13 protein-coding genes are annotated in these 19,199 nt (G+C 69.0%); 2 read left to right on the top strand and 11 right to left on the bottom strand.

Annotation, left to right across the window (positions count from 1 at the left end; translation table 11 throughout):
* Nucleotides 1–172: 172 nt before the first annotated feature.
* Complete coding sequence (locus LQK93_RS15775) at nt 173–1,147, bottom strand: plastocyanin/azurin family copper-binding protein (RefSeq protein ID WP_374968721.1); 975 nt, start codon at nt 1,145–1,147, stop codon at nt 173–175.
* A gap of 251 nt (nt 1,148–1,398) precedes the next feature.
* Nucleotides 1,399–2,466: a cation diffusion facilitator family transporter gene (locus LQK93_RS15770; protein ID WP_374968720.1), complete on the bottom strand. Its 1,068-nt coding sequence runs from the start codon at nt 2,464–2,466 to the stop codon at nt 1,399–1,401.
* 64 nt (nt 2,467–2,530) lie between these two features.
* On the opposite strand from LQK93_RS15770, the gene LQK93_RS15765 reads away from it, so the two are divergent.
* Nucleotides 2,531–2,905, top strand: a complete 375-nt coding sequence (locus LQK93_RS15765; RefSeq protein WP_374968719.1) for an ArsR/SmtB family transcription factor — start codon at nt 2,531–2,533, stop codon at nt 2,903–2,905.
* Between the two features lie 12 nt (nt 2,906–2,917).
* On the opposite strand, the gene LQK93_RS15760 is transcribed toward LQK93_RS15765, so the two are convergent.
* Together LQK93_RS15760 and LQK93_RS15755 are read right to left on the bottom strand one after the other, a co-directional pair.
* Nucleotides 2,918–5,341, bottom strand: coding sequence for a heavy metal translocating P-type ATPase (locus LQK93_RS15760; RefSeq protein WP_374968718.1), 2,424 nt, complete (start codon nt 5,339–5,341; stop codon nt 2,918–2,920).
* Between the two features lie 296 nt (nt 5,342–5,637).
* Nucleotides 5,638–5,982: a DUF5335 family protein gene (locus LQK93_RS15755; protein WP_374968717.1), complete on the bottom strand. Its 345-nt coding sequence runs from the start codon at nt 5,980–5,982 to the stop codon at nt 5,638–5,640.
* A 147-nt stretch (nt 5,983–6,129) separates the two neighbouring features.
* Here LQK93_RS15755 and LQK93_RS15750 point away from each other — a divergent pair, with 147 nt between their 5' ends.
* Entirely contained in the window at nt 6,130–6,579 is a 450-nt protein-coding gene (locus LQK93_RS15750) for a DUF1931 family protein (RefSeq protein WP_374968716.1), read from the top strand.
* A gap of 186 nt (nt 6,580–6,765) precedes the next feature.
* Here LQK93_RS15750 and xylB read toward each other — a convergent pair whose 3' ends face one another.
* The 7 genes from xylB to LQK93_RS15715 all read right to left on the bottom strand — a co-directional run bounded on the left by xylB (nt 6,766) and on the right by LQK93_RS15715 (nt 19,129).
* Nucleotides 6,766–8,208, bottom strand: coding sequence for a xylulokinase (gene xylB, locus LQK93_RS15745; RefSeq protein WP_374968715.1), 1,443 nt, complete (start codon nt 8,206–8,208; stop codon nt 6,766–6,768).
* A gap of 115 nt (nt 8,209–8,323) precedes the next feature.
* A complete protein-coding gene (locus LQK93_RS15740) occupies nt 8,324–9,817 on the bottom strand; it encodes a mannitol dehydrogenase family protein (protein ID WP_374968714.1) in 1,494 nt (497 codons plus the stop codon).
* Entirely contained in the window at nt 9,814–10,692 is an 879-nt protein-coding gene (locus LQK93_RS15735) for a carbohydrate ABC transporter permease (RefSeq protein WP_374968713.1), read from the bottom strand. Before LQK93_RS15735 ends, LQK93_RS15740 begins: the two co-directional genes overlap by 4 nt.
* A complete protein-coding gene (locus tag LQK93_RS15730; RefSeq protein WP_374968712.1) occupies nt 10,689–11,627 on the bottom strand; it encodes a carbohydrate ABC transporter permease in 939 nt (312 codons plus the stop codon). The genes LQK93_RS15735 and LQK93_RS15730 overlap by 4 nt, the downstream gene beginning before the upstream one ends.
* Nucleotides 11,628–11,644: 17 nt before the next feature.
* A complete protein-coding gene (locus LQK93_RS15725) occupies nt 11,645–13,018 on the bottom strand; it encodes an ABC transporter substrate-binding protein (RefSeq protein WP_374968711.1) in 1,374 nt (457 codons plus the stop codon).
* 898 nt (nt 13,019–13,916) lie between these two features.
* Nucleotides 13,917–15,869: a M15 family metallopeptidase gene (locus LQK93_RS15720; protein WP_374968710.1), complete on the bottom strand. Its 1,953-nt coding sequence runs from the start codon at nt 15,867–15,869 to the stop codon at nt 13,917–13,919.
* Nucleotides 15,870–16,201: 332 nt separating this feature from the next.
* Complete coding sequence (locus LQK93_RS15715; RefSeq protein ID WP_374968709.1) at nt 16,202–19,129, bottom strand: vitamin B12-dependent ribonucleotide reductase; 2,928 nt, start codon at nt 19,127–19,129, stop codon at nt 16,202–16,204.
* Between the last annotated feature and the right edge of the window lie 70 nt (nt 19,130–19,199).

Genomic DNA, 19,199 nt, shown 5'->3' with positions numbered 1-19,199 from the left:
GCGGTCGCGCTGACCCCGGGTGCCGGCTCGCGTTTCCGTGCCGCTTCCGCGCCCCTCCGGTGCCTGCTCCGGGAACACCCCTGCATCGCGAAGGAGGGGTCCGGACAGACCGTCCGAGCCCCTCCCCGATGGTTCGCCGTTCATCGGCGCTCGTGCCCGGGTTGGCGGGCGATCACTCTCCCGTGACGATGACCTTGCCCATCATGCCCAGATTGTCGTGCAGGGCGCAGATGTAGGGGTAGGTGCCGGCCTTCGTGAATCGCACGGTGAACGACCCCCCGGGTTCGACGATGCCCGAGTTGAGCTGGCCGCCCGAGAAGTGGCTGGGGTCGCCGTACGGGGCGAAGATGTTGGCTCGCTCGGGTCCGAACGTCACCGTGTGCGGGGCTGCCATCCCCACGTTCCGCCACGTGACGGTCTGCCCGACGTGGATGCGCGCGACGGGCCGGATGAACCGCATGACCATCGCCACGCCGTCGTCGGCCCCGAGGTAGCTGGTCCGGTTCCTCGCCTGCAGGGCGGTGGCCACCCAGAGACGCAACCCGTCAGCGAAGATCCGGTGGGCGTGCCGTGCGCTGCGGCGGTCGTACTGCTCCTGTGAGAAGGGATAGTCCGTTCCCGCCGGCCGGACGTGCACGACGCCCTTCATCATCGTGCCGTGGACGAGGCACCAGTAGGTGAAGGTCCCCGTCTCGTCGAAGGTCAGGGTGTAGGTGCGCCAGGCCGGGAAGAGGGGTGCTTCCGCGTTGCTCATGATTCCCGAGTTGTAGTACGACTCGCCGTCGTAGTGGCTCCCGCCGCGGGGGCGCAGCTGCTTGGGGTCGAACGGGTCGAACGGCTTCAGTGGCTGCCCCTTCGCCAGGAAGGTCACGGTGTGGATCTCTCCGGCGTTGGCCGTCCAGGTGATGCGGTCGCCGGCGTTGATCCAGACGGTTCCGGGCAGGAACGCCATGCCCTGGATGGCTTGATGGGCGGTCTCCTCGCCCACCTGCACGTGCCAGGTGCGGGTGTCCCGGTGCGTGCTCGTGGCCGTCTGCGTCATGGTGCCCTGGGCGGATACCGCCGGGAGCATGAACAGTGACAGGGCCGCAGCAGAGACTGCGGCGACCATGAACCGGATCCGATGCGTCAGATGCGTTGTACTCATACGAGGCCTCCTGGGCCCGTGGGGTGAGTGGCACGCTTCCGGTCACGGCCGAAAGCGGCCGGGGACAGTTCAATGCTCAACCTCGGCGCGCCAGTCCGAAGGCGAAGACCGGGAAGACACGAATACGCAGAAGCAGCCGACAAGCCCAGTGATAGGCAGACATGCCTAGCGTCGTGGCCGAGCTGCTGCACCTCGATGTCCGGGGGGCGGAACGGCGGACGCCCCCTGGCGGCCCAGCCGTTGACACGCCGTCAGCTCGCGACGGCCACCCGGGGACGTGCCCGGACCACGGCGCGGGCCATCCGGGGAATGGTGCCGAGCACCCGCTGCTGGACCTCTCTGGCGAGGGCGTCCGCGGCCTCCAGCGACAGCGTGGCCGCGACGTCGATGACGAGCTCCGAATGCACGTCGTGACCCACCCAGCGCACCCGGACCTCGTCGACCCCCAGGACGCCCGGGACGCCCGCAGCCACCTGTTCGGCAGCGTCCACCAGCTCGGGCTCCACGCCGTCCATGAGCCGTCGGAAGACGTCTCGCACAGCGGTCCGCAGGACCATCAGGATCGCGACGGTGATCAGCAGGCCGACCGCAGGGTCGGCCCAGCTCCAACCGATTGCGACTCCCCCGGCGCCGACGAGAACGGCCAGGGAGGTGAGCCCGTCGGTGCGGGCATGGTGTCCGTCTGCGACGAGCGCTGCCGAACCGATGGCCTTGCCCTCGCCGATCCGGAAGACCGCGACGGCTTCGTTGCCGAGGAAACCGACGAAGCCGGCGAGGGCGACCCAGCCGAGGTGTTGCACCGATGCGGGGTTGAGGAGTCGGTCGATCGCCTGCCAGGCTGCGATCACCGCTGACAGGGCGATCATGGCCACGACGAAGAGTCCGGCAAGGTCCTCAGCGCGTCCGTAGCCGTGGGTGTAGCGGCGCGTCGTGGCGCGCCGGCCGAGAACGAAGGCGATCCACAGCGGGATCGCGGTGAGCGCGTCGGAGAAGTTGTGGATCGTGTCGGCCAGCAGCGCCACCGACCCGGAGATGACCACGACGAGCAGCTGCAGGACCGCCGTGACGCCGAGGCCGACCAGGCTGAGGCGCACGGCGCGGATTCCACGCGCACTGGACTCGAGGGCCGCGTCGAGGGAGTCCGCGACGTCATGCGAGTGCGGTGTCAGCGCGTGCCGCACCTTCCCAAACAGGCCCGACCCGTGGTCGTGGTCGTGCGCGTGCCCATGCCCGTGGTGGGCGTCACGTCCGTGACCCCGGTCGGCATGGTCGTGCCCGTGGTCGTCGTCGAGTGAGGATGCGCTCGAGGGGGAACTCATGCGCGCGATGCTACCTGCACACATACGAAGGTACGAAGGCATGTAGACACGTAGGCTGCAGTGCATGCACGAGGCGCTTCCCGACTTGTCGATGCCCGAGGACGAGCAGGCACACCTGGCAGCCGAGACCTTCCGCATGCTCGCCGACCCCACGCGCATCAAGCTGCTGTGGGCCCTGCTGCAGGGTGAGTCGTCAGTGACGTGCCTCGCCGAGCTGGCCGGCGTCAACCCGACGGCGGTCAGCCAGCATCTTGCCAAGCTCCGGCTCGCCGGCCTCGTCCGTGGGCGCCGTGAGGGCACGTTCGTCTACTACACGGCGGCGGACACCCACGTGCACGCCCTGCTCGCCGAGGCCCTGTTCCATGCCGACCACACGGACCGTGATCTGGGCGCCGAGACCGACCACCAGCACCGGATGCGCGCCGCCGACCGCACCTGAGCTGGACGCCCGTCACAGGCGCTGGCTGCGCAGGCGCAGGGCGTTCCCGATGACACTGACCGACGACAGGGCCATGGCGGCCGCGGCGACCATCGGTGAGAGCAGCAGCCCGAAGGCCGGGTACAGCACGCCGGCGGCGAGCGGGATGCCGGCGGCGTTGTAGACGAACGCGAAGACCAGGTTCTGGCGGATGTTCGACATGGTGGCCTCGGACAGGGCACGGGCGCGCGCGATGCCGGTGAGGTCGCCCTTGAGCAAGGTCACACCGGCACTCTCGATGGCGACGTCCGTTCCGGTGCTCATCGCGATGCCGACGTCGGCGGCGGTCAGGGCCGGCGCGTCGTTGACGCCGTCGCCTGCCATGGCCACGACTCGCCCTTCAGCGCGCAGGGCCTTCACGACGTCGCTCTTGTGGTGGGGCAGGACCTCGGCCTCGACATGGTCGATGCCCAGGTTGCGGGCGACGGCTTCGGCGGTGACCTGGTTGTCACCGGTGAGCATCACGACGTCGATGCCCTCCTCGCGCAGAGTCTCGAGCGCCGCCGGGGTGGTGTCCTTGACCGGGTCGGCGATGGCGAGCACGCCTGCCACGTGGTGATCGACCGCGACGTAGACGGCGCTGGCACCGTCGGCACGCAAGCGGTCTGCCTCGGCGTCGAGGCCGGCCGTGTCCACGCCGTGACCGGCCAGGAACGAGCTGCTGCCGACGAGGACCTGTCGTCCTTCGACGGTGCCCGTGACGCCCTTGCCGACAGGAGCGTCGAAGTCCTCCACGCCGGGAACGTCGAGGCCGGCCTCGTCGGCCGCCCGCACGACGGCGAGACCGAGCGGGTGCTCGCTGGGGCGCTCGACGGCAGCCGCGAGGCGCAGGACCTCGGTCTCGCCCTCTCCCGCTGCGATGGTGACGTGAGTGACGGAGGGCCGACCCTGGGTGAGCGTGCCCGTCTTGTCGACGACCAGGGTGTCGACCTTCTCCAGGAGCTCGAGCGCCTCGGCGTCCTTGATGAGCACGCCGAGGGAGGCGCCGCGCCCGACACCGACCATGATCGACACCGGCGTGGCCAGTCCGAGAGCGCAGGGACAGGCGATGATGAGGACGCTGACGGCGACGACGAGGGCGTGCGCCAGACGGGGCTCGGGGCCCAGCGTGGCCCATACGACGAACGCGACCAGCGCGGCCACGATGACGGCCGGCACGAACACCGCGGAAACCCGGTCGGCCAGGCGCTGGATGGGTGCACGCGAGCGCTGCGCGTCCGCCACCATCTGCACGATCCGCGCCAGCATGGTGTCGCGACCCACCCTGTCGGCGCGCATGACCAGCGACCCGGTCTGGTTCACGGTGCCACCGATGACGACGTCACCGGCCGCCTTCCTGACCGGCATGGACTCCCCGGTAACCATCGACTCGTCGACCGTGGACCGGCCCTCGTGGACGGCGCCGTCGACCGGGATCGACTCCCCGGGGCGAACCCGCAGCAGGTCACCGACCTGCACGAGATCGAGGGTGACGTCCGCCTCCGTACCGCCCTGTTCGACACGGTGCGCGGTCTTGGGCGTCAGGTCCAGGAGGGCGCGGATCGCGCCCGACGTGCTCTCCCGGGCGCGCAGCTCGAGGACCTGCCCGAGCAGGACGAGCGCAGTGATCACGGCGGCGGCCTCGAAGTAGACCGCGACCGCACCGTCCATCCGGAAGGCCTCGGGGAAGATCCCGGGCGCGACGGTGGCGACCACGCTGAACAGCCAGGCCACCCCGGTACCCATCGCGATGAGGGTGAACATGTTCAGCTTCATGGTGCGCACGGAAGCCCACCCTCGCTGGAAGAACGGCCAGCCCGCCCACAGCACGACCGGGGTGGCCAGGACCAGCTGGGCCCAGTTCGCCGCCGTCGGCGAGATGGCGTCCTCGAGAGCGGGGATGAGGTCGCGCCCCATGGACAGGACGAGCACGGGAATGCTGAGCGCGACCGCGACCGTGAACCGGCGCGTCATGTCGGCCAGCTCGGGGTTCGGGCCGCTCTCGGCGGTCACGGTGACGGGTTCGAGGGCCATCCCGCAGATCGGGCAGCTGCCGGGTCCGGGGCGTCGGATCTGCGGGTGCATCGGGCAGGTCCACTCGGCCACGTCACCAACCGCCGCGTCCGCGACGGTTCTGTCCGAACCGTGCCCGGCGTGGGCAGCGGGCGTATGGCTGGTGTGGGCAGGGTCGTGGCGGCCGTGGTCGCGTCCTGGCGCCGTGCGCCCGGAGGAGTCCTTCAGGTAGACGCTCGGCTCGGCCTGGAACGTGGCGCGACAGCCGGCAGAGCAGAAGTAGTAGTCGCGCCCGTCCAGCTGGAGATGGTGCTCGCTGGTCGCGGGGTCGACGTCCATGCCGCAGACGGGGTCCCTGAACAGCGAGGTCGTCGACGAGGTCCAGTGGTCGCTGTGTCGGTCCATACTTTCAAGGTACCCCCATGGGGTATCAAGTCAAGGACATGGTGGGTGCGCAGTCATCGCCAAGGTGGCGGCGCAGGCGTGGGTCGTCGACGTCCACGACGCTCTCGTCCGCGGCCCACCCGGGATCCCCGGACCTTGTCGATGAGCTGACCCCCCGGAGTATGCGAACGTGGCCGGTCGGCGTGCGCCCTGCAGGACGCACCTGAGTCCATCGAAGGCGACCTCCCCATGGGAAGCCGGGGCCTTCTTGCTAGCTGGGTGTCACGTGGACAGCCAGTGACACTGGAAGGACGCCGTCAGTCGCCGGACGGGGCAAAGAAGCTCACGATGGTCGTGGTGCCGTCCTGCTCCACGACTCGAAAGGCGCCCGCGTCCAGGTCGATGTCGACCTCGCTCGGGTGCGGGACCATGTGGCGCAGCACGACGGGGTAGCTCGAGGACCTCCCGCCCACGGCCACGACCACCACGTCGTCCTTGGGGTCGTACGTCGCGTACGCGAACGGCAGGCGCTCGGCCTCCGTCTGGTCGCCGAAGGAACGGTCGAGGACCTCGATCGTGACTTCCTGTCCCCCGCGGTCCTTCGTCAGCTGGTCCAGGCCCTTGGCCCAGCTCTGGCGGTCCGTCGTCGAGGTGTCTGCCATCGGTCCTGTCCTTCCGGACGTCGTTCGGGTGCCCTAGCCGCGTGCTCCATCCTAGGTCGCCCGGCGGGTCTGACATATGCGTATCCGGGATGTCCCGTGTGCCGCGGGCGCTAGGCTGGGGCGGTCGAGACCACAGGAGGACCGACGATGGAGCTCTTCGGCGTCGCCCGCTTCGAACGTTTCTTCCGCGCGGCCGCTGGTCTCGACGTGGACAAGGACGACCTGCGCCGCTTCAACGACTTCGTCAACGACAAGATCTACGACCTGCTGCTGCGCGGGCAGGCGAACGCGAAGGCGAACGGCCGCGACATCATCGAGCCGCAGGACCTGCCGATCACCAAGGGCCTTCAGGAGTCGATCCACGCCTTCAAGGCGATCGATCAGGAGGTGTCGCTGGAGGCGATCCTCGAGCAGATCACCAGGCGGCCGCCCCTTGATGTGACCTACAGCGACGAGGCCCAGGCGAAGCTCCCGTTGGTCGCGGGCGGGCTTGGCGTCGCCCTCGCGCGGACGTTCCCGATCCTCGAGCCGGACCTGAAGAACCCGCAGACCGACCACTGGGACCGCGCCATCCGGATCTTCGACCTCCTGCTGTAGCGCGAGCTACCTCAGACTGCCGGGCAGGCCAGCGTGCAGCCCCGGTGCCGAGCAGCCGGGTGCGGAGCGAGCGCGTCGGTGCGCCCGCGCGACGTGCCCTGGAGCGCGTCCACCTCGTCCGTGGACCGGTGACTCTGCACGACGCGACCGCGCCTTCATGGACGTTCTGACAGCCGCCAGCGGGACTCAACGATTGAGGAACCATTGACGTGCCTCCGCATAGCGTGACCGTATTGCCTCGGTGGCGCGGGGGTTCTCTGCCGCGAACGTGCGACTTCCGCTGTGCGCATTCCACGTAGGGGGGTGGGGCTGGTCGGACAAGACCCAGGCCGCCTGTCTGGCCGCACCGTCTGCCACGTACTCACCCGGGGCGGGCACGACCACGTCGAGGCCGAACACGTCGGGCGCGATCCTGCGCACGGCCTCGGATCGAGCCGCGCCACCGATGAGGTGCAGCCGTCTCGGCTCCAGTCCTGTGGCACGCAGGGCATCGAGGCCATCCGCCTGTCCGGAGAGCATCCCTTCCACTGCAGCGCGGGCGAGGTGCGCTTGGGTCGAGTTCGACAACCGAAGGCCATGCAGTGCGCCCGTCGCATCCGGGAGGTTCGGCGTCCGCTCCCCCTCGAGGTAGGGCACCAGGACCAGGCCGTCGGCGCCGGCCGGTGCCTCGAGGGCCAGATCTGAGAGCTCGGAGTGGTTGACGCCGAGCCAGCGGGTGGCGGCATCGAGGACGCGGGCGGCATTGAGGGTGCACGCGAGGGGCAGGAACACTCCCGTGGCGTCGGCAAACCCGCTGACCAGGCCGGTGGAGTCGTGAGCGGGGACAGCGGACACCGCCGAGACGACCCCGGACGTGCCGAGCGACACGGCAGCATCGCCCTGTTCGAGGCCGAGCCCGAGAGCGGCAGCGGCGTTGTCACCTGCGCCGGGTCCGACCAGGGCCGTGCCACCCCAGAGGGTGCCGACTACCTCGTCGGGCGCAGCAACACGTGGCAGGACCGCGTCGTGGCCCAAGCACCGAATCAAGAGGTCACGGTCGTAGCGGTTGCTGACAGGGTCGAAGTACAAGGTGCCGGACGCATCGGAGCGATCAGTCGTCAACGCGGTGAGGTCGGCGCCTCGAGGTGCGCTTCGGGCCGGGCCGTATCCCATCAGACGCCATGTGAGCCAGTCGTGAGGTAGGGCGACGGCGGCCACCCGCGCTGCGTTGTCGGGCTCGTGCTCGGCCAGCCAGCGCAGCTTCGTCCCGGTGTACGAGGCGACTGGCACCAGGCCGGTTGCTCGTGCCCACGCGGCAGCCCCGAGCTCCCTGACCAGGTCCGCCGCCGCCTGGGCCGAGCGTGTGTCGTTCCAGAGCAGTGCTGGTCGCACGACGCTCCCGGCCTCGTCCAGGGCCACCATGCCGTGCTGCTGACCACCGACGGCGACCGCGGACACGTCGTCGAGCCCACCGGCCTCGGCGACCGCGTCCTGCAGCGCACGCCACCAGATCTCGGGGTCGATCTCGGTGCCGTCCGGGTGAGCGGCTCGTCCCTGACGAACGAGCTCGCCGGTCCGCGCGTCGCGGATCACGACCTTGCACGACTGGGTGGACGAGTCGATCCCGGCCACGAGTCTGGATGCGCTCATGGACCCATCAAACCCGATGGACGCGCTGACCCGCGGAAGCGGGCCACCTCACTGGGGAACCGCCTGGAGCTTGATCGTCGTGGGCGAGGACATCCTCTCGACCACCGAGTCGCGGTCAGCCACCCAGCCGCTCCTCGAGGTCCGTCAGCGTCTGGCGCGCGCCTTTCGCGTGGAGATCGGCCAAGAAGGCCGTGTATGCCGCCGCGAACCTCGGGTCCTCGGCTGCGGTCCCGAACAGGTCGCGGTTGCGGACGAAGGCCAGCGGGTCGTCCTGCTGGCGCGCTGCAGCCGCCATGACCTCGTCCTTGAGGCGGTCGACCACCTCGATGGGCTCTCCCTGCTCGTCCACCCCCTCGGCATAGCGGGCCCACGAGGCGACGACCAGGGTCGAGCGCTCGATGGGGCCACCGCGTTCGAGGTTGGCGAACACGACGGGCATGAGCCACTTGGGGATTCGGTCGGAGCTCTCGGCGCAGAGCCGGGCCAGGGTGTCCCTCACCGCGGGGTTGGCGAAACGCTCGATGAGCTGGTGACGGTACGCGTCGAGGTCCACTCCCGGGACGGGCGGCAGGGTGGGAGACGCCTCGGTCTCCATGTAGCCGAGCAGGAATCGGACGAAGAGCGGATCGGCGCAGACCTCGTGCACGTAGCGGTAGCCGGAGAGGTATCCCAGGTAGCCCAGTGCCTGGTGGCTGGCGTTCAGCAGCCGCAGCTTCATCAGCTCGTACGGCACCACGTCGTCGACGACCTGGACCCCGACGTCCTCGAAGGGAGGCCGGCCGTCAGGGAACTCGTCCTCCAGCACCCACTGGGTGAACGGCTCGCACACGACGGGCCACGCGTCGGCGATCCCGAACCGGGCCTCGAGCGCCTCGACGTCCGCCGGCGTGGTCACCGGCGTGATCCGGTCGACCATGCTGTTGGGGAAGGCGACCTCGGTGTCCATCCAGTCGGCGAGCTCCGGGTCCTTGAGTCGGGCGAACGCCGTGATGCTCTTGCGCGCCACGTGCCCGTTGCCTGGCAGGTTGTCGCAGGACATGACGGTGAAGGGAGCGACACCGGCGGCCCTGCGCCGGCGCAGGGCCTCGACGATGAAGCCGAAGGCGCTCCTGGGGGGCGCGTCGCCCGTCAGGTCCGCCTGCAGGTCGGGATCGCTCGGGTCGAACTCGCCGGTGACCTGGTTGACGTGGTAGCCGCCCTCGGTCACGGTGAGGCTGACGATGCGGATGGCCGGGTCGGTCATCTGCCGCAGGACCGCTTCGGGGTCGTCCGGGGCGAAGAGGTAGCCCAAGATCGACCCGATCACCCGCGGCTCCAGCGACCCGTCCGGGTGCTTCACCACGAGCGTGTAGAGGTGGTCCTGGCCGGCCAGCGCGTCGCGCATCCGCGCATCCTGCGGCATGACGCCGACGCCGACGATGCCCCAGTCCAGGGCCTTTCCCTGGTTCATCAGCGCGTCGACGTACATCGCCTGGTGGGCGCGGTGGAAGCCGCCCACCCCGAAGTGCACGATTCCCGGGGTGGCCGTGGCACGGTCGTAGGTCGGGCCCTCCACACCCTCGGGCAGGTGGGCCAGGCTCGTGCCCGAGAGCGTCGTGACGGAGGTCACCGGACCGCTCCCATCGAGAGACCCTGGACCAGCTTGTCCTGCGCCGCGAAGCCTGCGAGCAGTACCGGCAGCGAGACGATCACCGAGGCCGCACACACCTGGGCGAGGAAGAGGCCCTGGCTGGTGACGAAACCCGTCAGGAAGACCGGGGCGGTCTCGGCGGTCGTAGCCGTCAGCACGCGCGCGAAGAGGAGCTCGTTCCAGCTGAAGATGAAGCAGATCAGGGCGGCTGCCGCGAGCCCCGGCATGACAACCGGCGCCACGATCGACCCGAGGGTCCGCAGGAGTCCGGCGCCGTCCACCTCGGCCGCCTCCAGCATCTCGACAGGCACCTCGGCCAGGAACGAGCGGAGCATCCAGATCGCGATGGGCAGGTTCATGACGGTGTAGAAGACGGCGAGCAGCCAGATGTTGTCCAGCAGCCCCACCTTCTGCGCGAACAGGTAGATCGGGAGCAGGCCCGCGACCACGGGCAGGAACTTGGTGCTGAGCAGGAAGAAGAGCACGTCAGTCCACTTGCGGACCGGTTTGATCGACAGCGCATACGCCGCTGGGAAGGCGAGGGCGAGCACGAGGATCGTCGAGAAGATGCTCGCCGTGGCCGAGTTCAGCAGCGGCGGGACCGGGCCGCCGGAGAAGAACTCCTGGTAGCCCGAGAGCGTCAGTGGAGCGAAGAACTTCGGTGGGTTCGACGCAGCGTCCGCTTCGGAGTGGAAGGACGTGAGCACCATCCACAGGACCGGGAAGACGAAGACGATGCCGAAGAGCCAGGCCAGGACCGACAGGACCATTCCCGACCGAGGCGGCTTCCGGTGCCGGAGCTGCGGGGCGGTGCGGGTGGGCGCCGGGGCCGACGTTGCCGAGGTAGTGGTCATCGACTCTCCTCCTTGAAGAGCGAGAACACGGTTCTCAGGGCTGCGGTGGAGATGGCGATCGTGCCGACGACGACAATCACCCCTGCGGCTGACGCCAGTCCGTAGTCATGGGCGGTGTAGAAGGTCTGGTAGATGTAGTAGGGAAGGTTCGCCGTGCCGAGCCCGCCGGAGGTGATCGTGAAGACGTGGTCGAAGTCCTGGACCACGTAGATGGAGCCCAGCAGAGCGGCCAGCTCGATGTAGGTGCGCAGGTGCGGCAGGGTCATGTAGCGGAAGACCTGCCAGGTGCTGGCCCCGTCGATGCGGGCGGCCTCGATGACGTCCAAGGGGCGACTCTGGAGCCCCGCCAGCAGGATCAGCATCATGAACGGCGTCCACTGCCAGACGATCGCGAAGATCACCGCCCAGCGCGGCCACTGCCCGATCCAGTCCGGCTGTGGCGCGCCGTCGCCGAACACCATCGTCAGCAGTCCGTTGAAGAGGCCGTACTCGGGGTTGTAGAGGGCGTGCTTCCACACCAGAGCAGCCGCGACGGGCACGATGAGGAAGGGCGTGATCATCATCGTGCGCACGACGGCCCGCCCGTGGAACTTGCGGTCCAGCAACAGGGCGGCCACCAGCCCGAGAACCAACGCGATCACGACGACAGCCACCGTGAACAGGATCGTCACGAAGATCGCGCTGCGAGCCTGCGGGTCAGTCAGCACCGTCTTGAAGTTGGCGAGACCCGCGAAACCTGTGTCGTTCGGGTAGTACGCGTTGTAGTTCATGAACGAGATGATGATCGTCACCACGAACGGCAGCTGCGTGGCGAGGACAACGAAGAGCAGTGCCGGAAGCAGCGGGGCCCGTCGCGCCCATTTGCCTGCGCGCGACGGTCCCCCTCCTGCAGTCCCAGGCGCCGCCACGGGCGGGGCGTTGAGAGCTGTGGACATTCGAAGCTCCTGACGGACTACTTGTTCTTGTACTTCTGGCCGACGCTCTCGGCGAGCGTCTGACCTTGGTCGAGGGCGCTTTGGACCGTGCCCTGACCGGCGATGGCCGAGCTGATGAGCTGGCTCACCTTGGTGCCGAGGTCGGGAAACTCCGGGATGTCGACGAACTGGATGCCCGGCGCCGGCCGCGGCTGGACGCCTGGGTTGTTCGGGTCGACCGACTCGATCTCCGCCTTGGTGGGCTCCGCGAAGGCCTTGGCCGCGGCGACGTAGTCGGGGTTGGAGTACGTCGAGGCGCGCTTGCCCGCCGGGACGCGAGGCCACCCGAGCTGCTTGCCCACGAGCTCCTCGTACTGCTTGCTCGAGGCCCAGGCGATGAACTTGGCGGCGTTGGACTGGTTCTTGCTCGCCGCCTCGGTGGCCCAGGCCCAGGTGTACAGCCAGCCGGAGCTCTTCGTCTTCTCGACCGGTGCCTTGACGTAGCCGATCTTGCCCTTGACCGGTGAGTTCTCTGCCTCCAGGGAGCCGGCACCCGACGTGGCGTCGTACCACATGGCCACCTTGCCCTGCGTCATGTTGTTCAGGCACTCGGTGAAGCCGGCCTGCGAGGCACCGCTCTCACCGTGCTTCTGGATCAGGTCGACGTAGAACTGGGTCGCCTGGACGAACGGGGCGTCGTTGACCTTGGCGTTCCAGTCCTTGTCGAACCAGGTGCCTCCGAACGTGTTGACCAGGGTGGTCAGGGGGGCGATGAGCTCTCCCCAGCCGGGCTGTCCACGAAGGCAGATCCCCTTCATGCCCGGCTGCGCACCGTCGACCTTGGCGACGATGTCACCGACCTGCTGCCACGTCGGGTTCTCCGGCATCGTGATGCCCTTGGCCTGCAGAACGTCCTTGCGGTACATGAGGAAGGAGGACTCGCCGTAGAAGGGCTCCCCGTAGATTCTCCCGTCGACGGACAGCGCCTCCGTCATGGGCTTGAGGATGTCGCTCTGGTCGAAGGAGGGGTCCTTGCCGACCGAGTCGGTGAGGTCTGCGACCCACTTGTTCTTGGCATAGATCGGGATCTCGAAGTTCGAGAGTGTGGCGACGTCGTACTGGCCGGCCTGGCTGGAGAACTCCTGGCTCGCCTTGTCGCGCATGTCGTTCTCGGGCAGCACGGTGTAGGCGACCTTGATGCCCGTCTGCTTGGTGAAGTTGTCAGCCGTGAGCTTCTGCAGGTCGACCATCTGCGGGTTGTTGACCATGAGCACCCGCACCGCTCCGCCGCCCCCGGCCCCGGTCCCCCCACCGGCCGAGGAGCCACCGCCCCCGGCACCCGAGCATCCCGCGAGCGCGACCGCACCAGTGACGCCGGAGGCGGCGATCACCGCAAGTCTGTGACGCAACATGAAAACGACCGGTCTGGGCATTCTGGTACTCCTTGGTCTAGTGGGTGGTGGCGAGGCCGCCACCGATCACGAAGTCGGCTCTGGTGACGTTCGACCCGTGGTCACTGGCGGACTACCACCGCCCCGCGTCCGGGCTCGAGTGCGGGCGCCGCCGTGGGTGCGACGGTCCTGATGAGGTCGTGGCGCCGGACCTGTGGAGTAGCAGGCGGCCTGAGCGACGACCGGCAGTGCCAAGGCACAGAGCACCCTAGGGATGTGACGCCTTCGACGTGTGCCACCTCGCATGCGAGTCCTCCAAACACGGGCGGCCCCCGGGTAACACCATTTCCAGTGTGGCAAGGGAAAACGACCACGTCTGCCGAAGCGCACGCCCGATCGGCCGATGTCCCCCTCATGCCGCAGGTCCTTAGTGCCCAAATGAGGATGTCCCGGTCATCGCGGTGTTGTCGGTCGACACGGCGTTTCGCAGGGCCGCGAGACCCGCTCCCCCGTCGTGGCGAGATTCGGCGACATGACCCCAACCGACCGCACCGTCCGGCTGGTCCGTACCGCAGCCCAGCCCTCACCGACACCGTTCCCACGCGTACTCCGCCACGACCGACGCGCCGGCCCGCCTCGTCTTCGCGGGGGTCCAGCCCACTCGCCGGTGCGGGTGTCCCGCCCTCGCCCAAGCCCGCGTCCTCGCCGGTCTTTCCCAGCGGCTGACCAGAAGCCGATCCCCGCGGTGATGCGGATCGCGGGCAAGCAGTCACACGCAGTGCGGGCACGGACGAAGGAGAACGAGCGTTGAGCTGTCCGAAGGGCGCCGGCTGACCGCGGAGCTGCGTCAGCACCTGACGCGTCGGTCCAGAGTCCGTCGGTCAAGAGTCCGTTGGTCCGGGGCTGTCGGGCCAGGTCGTCAGGCCAGGCCGCCGTGCATCATCTCGTCCCCGTCCGGCGTCACGACGTAGCCGGCCTTGGGCCGCGACGGGTAGCCGGTGTCGAAGTGCATGTAGTCGCGCCACGAGTCGGTGCCCGACCAGGTCCAGCCATAGGAGCGCAGCACCGTCCAAGCGAGGCCGCCGGAGCGGACCGCGCCCTGCGCGCTGGCCGATGCCGGGGCGTTGGGGTCCCAAGTGCCGGTGCGCGGGTTGATGTACGGGTTCTGCACCGGGTTGAAGTCGAGCGCGCGACCCCAGGCGTGCGGCGACGACGAGTTGGCCGAGTTCTGCTCGGAGGGCTTGCGGCAGTTCAGCGCGGTCGACACATTGCCCTTGGAGGCGAGCCACTCCCACCCGCCGAACATCTCGATCCCCTCGACGCGGTGCATCCGGAACTTCTTGGCGTACAGGGTGTTGAAGATCTTGGCCGTGCTCGAGGCGACGTCGGCGTTGACGTTGACCCAGCCCCGGTGGGTCTTCCCGTCGAGGCCCCAGTAGGGCACCTCGACGCGTCGGAACGACGTCCGGTAGCCGGGGCACCCGTCGCGCCAGACGCCGTCGGCGCGCACCTTCGCCCACTGTGCGTCGGTCATGAGCTTGATCGCCGACGGCGCGTACGCGGCGACGGGCGGCGTCGCGGGAGTGCCGGAGTTCGTGAAGCCGTACGGGGCCGCCCCGATGGCGGGCGAGGCGGCACTCGTGCGGGGTGTCGTCGTGTAGCCGGGTCGCCGGCCCGTCACGGTGACGGTGAGGCGCTTGCCGAGATCGGCCGTGGTGGGGCGGTAGGCTCGGCCGGTGGCGCCGGGGATCGCGACGCCGTTGCGACGCCACTGCACGGCCACACTCGCCGCGGGCGCCCAGGTGCCGGTCGTCACGGTGACCGGCCAGCCGACGCGCCGGAAGAAGCCCCCGATGCGTGGGGTGGGTGCAGTGGAGAACGGCCGCGTGATCGGCCCGCGCGCGGCGCTCGTGCGCACCGCCGTGAGGAAGCCGGAGCGTCGGGCGGTGACGACGACGTCCACGCGGTGACCGAGCCGCGTGGCGTCAAGGTAGAACCATCCCTTGGTGGCGCCCCCCACGGGACGGCCGTCGATGCGCCACTGGTAGCTGAGCGTTGCGCCGGGTGACCACGTGCCGGCGGCGACACCGACCGTCGACCCGGTCTGCGGCGTGCCGGTGACGACCGGGGTGGGGGCGGCGGCGAACACGCCCCAGTCGATGACGACAGACGGCGCTGAGGTGCGCGACACCGGCGTGAAACCGTCCCTCGACCCCGTGACGGTGACGCTGACCCGCTTGGCCCTGTCGGCCGCGACGGGCGTGTAGGTGCGGCCGGTGGCTCCGCTGACGGCCACCCCGTTGACCCGCCACTGGTAGGTGAAGGTCGCCGCCGGCGCCCAGGCGCCGGGCAACGCGGTGAGGACCCGGCCGACGCGCAACCTGCCGGTGACCGTCGGCGAGGGGGCGGCAGTGAAGCTGCCCGGCGCGACCGGTCCGACGGGGTCGCTCGGCACCTCGTCGACCGTCGCGTCGCCGCGGTGCGACGTGACGACCACCGCGACCTTCGTGCCGAGCGCCGACGCCGGGACGACGAGCGTCGCGTGGGTGCCGCCGGCGAGCGGGGCGCCGTCGGCGGTCCACTGGTAGGTCAGCGTCAGGTCGGGGTCCCAACCCTCGGTCTCAGCGGTCAGGGTGGCGCCGACGCGTGGGGTACCCGCGATCGTGACAGCGCCGCGGGCAGCAGCGGGCGCCGAAGGAGGCGGGGTCGAACCGTCGGTGGTCGTCGTGGCCGGCGTCGGTGTGGAGGCCTGGGCCTGCGATGCGTCCGAGACGTTCGAGCTCCCCGACGCCGGTGGCGGGTTGGGCGTCCCCGCGGCGTCGGCATCCGGGGCCAAGGCCATAGACCCGACGAGTGCGACCCCGACGAGCACGGTGACGCTCCGCCGAGGACGCCGGAGGCGCTGCGCGCGGTGGGCGTGACGCGCTGGGCGCGTCGGCGACGAGGGCTGGTCGAGCGGACCGGGCACGGGTGGACCTCCGCGTCGCGGCGCCGGACTGGCGCCGGGCTGCACCGCACGTACCCGATTTGTCCTGTTTGCGCTCATCCAGTCTGTCACAACGAGGGGAGGGCAACGGCCCGGCTCTGCATCGAGAGCCGGGCCGTTGCCCTGACCGAATGTCACGTGAACAAGTCCGTGACATTGCTGACCAACGGAATGTCACTCGTGACCGAGGCCCTCGTGACATTCCTTGACCGTTGACATCAGCTGCAACCGCTGGTGCTTCCGCAGCCCTCGCAGACGTAGCAGGAGCCGGCGGGGCGCATCTTCGTGCCACAGGTCATGCAGATCGGCGCGTCAGCGGTGATGCCTCCGAACTTCTCGAGCAGCTCGGCCGAGCTGTGCACGTCGCCGGACGCCTCCCTAGCGGAGGCCGCGCCAGCGCCGAACTTGACGTCGGCGGCGACACCCTTGGCCTCCGTCTTGGTCTCGTCGGCCTTCGGCTCGGCCTTCTTCGACACCGGAGCCGACTGCTGCAGCGACTCGAGCTCCTCCTCGAGGTCCTCGTCGGACTCGTCGGCCTCGATCGCCTCGTAGGAGCCGGTCTCGACCTGGCGGGCCCGCTCGGCAGCCGTGTGGATGCCCATGAAGGAGCGGGTGTCGAAATCGAGGTAGTCGAGCGCCAGACGGCGGAAGACGTAGTCCATGATCGACTGCGCCATGCGGACGTCGGGGTCGTCGGTGAGGCCGGCCGGCTCGAAGCGGAGGTTCGTGAACTTCTCCACGAACGTCTCGAGCGGCACGCCGTACTGCAGACCGATGGAGACCGCGATCGAGAAGGCGTCCATGACGCCGGCCAGGGTCGAGCCCTGCTTGCCGAACTTGAGGAAGATCTCGCCGAGCTGCTGGTCGTCGTAGGTGCCGGCCGTGAGGTAGCCCTCGGCGCCGCCGACGGCGAACGACGTCGTCTGCGAGCTGCGGCGCTTGGGCAGGCGGCGACGGACCGGGCGGTACTCGATGACCTTCTCGACCTTGACCTCGGACGCAGCGGCGTCCGCGGCAGCCTTGTTGTCCTTGGCCGTCGAGCCACCGTCGGACAGCGGCTGACCGACCTTGCAGTTGTCGCGGTAGATCGCGAGCGCCTTGATGCCGAGCTTCCAGCCCTGCATGTAGACGTCCTGGATCTCCTCGACCGTGGCCGTCTCGGGGAGGTTGACCGTCTTGGAGATGGCACCCGACAGGAACGGCTGCGTCGCGGCCATCATGCGCACGTGGCCCATGGCCGAGATCGAGCGCGCACCCATCGCGGTGTCGAAGACCTCGTAGTGCTCCGGCTTGAGACCGGGCGCGTCGATGACGTGGCCCTTGTCGGCGATGTACTCGACGATGGCCTCGATCGACTCCTGCTGGTAGCCGAGCTTCTTGAGCGCGCGCGGGATGGTGAGGTTGACGATCTGCATCGAGCCACCACCGACGAGCTTCTTGAACTTGACGAGCGAGAAGTCCGGCTCGATGCCGGTGGTGTCGCAGTCCATCATGAAGCCGATGGTGCCGGTCGGCGCGAGCACCGACGCCTGGGCGTTGCGGTAGCCGTGCTTCTCGCCGAGCTTGACGACGTCGTCCCACGCCTTCGTCGCGAGCTGGTGGACGTCGGAGTCCATCGCGTCGAGCGTCTTGATGTTGTCGTTGGCGGCCTGGTGCTTGCGCATGACCCGCTTGTGGGCGTCAGCGTTGCGGGCGTAGCCGGCGTAGGCGCCGACGACCGAGGCCATCTCCGCGGAGCGCTTGTAGGCGGCGCCCGTCAGGAGTGAGGTGATCGAGGCGGCGAGCGCGCGGCCGCCCTCGGAGTCGTAGCCGTGACCAGTCGCCATGAGCAGTGCGCCCAGGTTGGCGTAGCCGATGCCGAGCTGGCGGTAGTTGCGGGTGGTCTCGCCGATGGGCTCGGTCGGGAAGTCCGCGAAGCAGATCGAGATGTCCATCGCCGTGATGACGAGCTCGACGACCTTCTGGAAGGTGACCCCGTCGAACGTGTCGTCGTCGCGCAGGAACTTCAGCAGGTTGAGCGAGGCGAGGTTGCACGAGGAGTTGTCGAGCGACATGTACTCCGAGCACGGGTTGGAGGCCGTGATGCGGCCCGTCTCGGGGTTGGTGTGCCACGCGTTGATCGTGTCGTCGTACTGGATGCCCGGGTCGGCGCACTCCCACGCGGCCTTGGCGATCTTGCCGAAGAGCTCCCGGGCGTCGACGGTGTCGATGACGGAGCCGTCGGAGCGCGAGCGCAGACCGAACTCCGTGCCGTCCTCGACGGCCTTCATGAACTCGTCGTTGACGCGGACCGAGTTGTTGGCGTTCTGGTACTGGACGGAGACGATGTCCTTGCCGCCGAGGTCCATGTCGAAGCCGGCGTCGCGCAGGGCGCGGATCTTGTCCTCCTCGCGCGCCTTCGTCTCGACGAACTCCTCGATGTCGGGGTGGTCGACGTCGAGGACGACCATCTTGGCCGCACGGCGCGTGGCACCGCCGGACTTGATGGTGCCGGCGGACGCATCGGCCCCGCGCATGAAGGAGACCGGGCCGGAGGCGGTGCCGCCGGAGGAGAGCAGCTCCTTGGAGGAGCGGATGCGGGAGAGGTTGAGACCGGCACCGGAGCCGCCCTGGAAGATCTTCCCCTCCTCCTTGTACCAGTTGAGGATCGAGTCCATCGAGTCGTCGACGGAGAGGATGAAGCAGGCGGAGACCTGCTGCGGGCTCTTGGTGCCGACGTTGAACCACACGGGCGAGTTGAACGAGAAGACCTGGTGCAGCAGGGCGTGGGTCAGCTCGTGCTCGAAGATCTCGGCGTCCTCGGCGGACGCGAAGTAGCCGTTGCTCTTGCCCGCGGCGGCGTAGGTCAGCACGACGCGGTCGATGAGCTGCTTGAGCGAGACCTCGCGCGCGGCCGTGCCCACGGCGCCGCGGAAGTACTTGGTGGTGACGATCGTGCTCGCGTTGACCGACCAGAAGTCGGGGAACTCGACGCCGCGCTGCTCGAAGATCGTCTCTCCCGTCTTCCAGTTCTGCTGGACGACGTCGCGCTTCTCCCACGTCACCTCGTCGTACGGGTGGACGCCGGGCGTGGTGTAGATGCGCTCAATCTTGACGCCCTTGGCGCCAGCCTTCGAGCGTGAGCTGCGGTTACCGATCTCCGTCATGTCGTGCGGCCTCCCTGACCGAATCTGCTGCTGGGAATGAGTCTTGCGTGGAGCACCGACAGCGCGAGCC

It is taken from the genome of Terrabacter sp. BE26, assembly GCF_041941675.1.
In the GTDB taxonomy this organism is placed as follows: Bacteria; Actinomycetota; Actinomycetes; order Actinomycetales; family Dermatophilaceae; genus Terrabacter.
The sequence above is the reverse complement of the archived record's forward strand: the minus strand, read 5'-3'. Positions and strand labels throughout refer to the sequence as shown.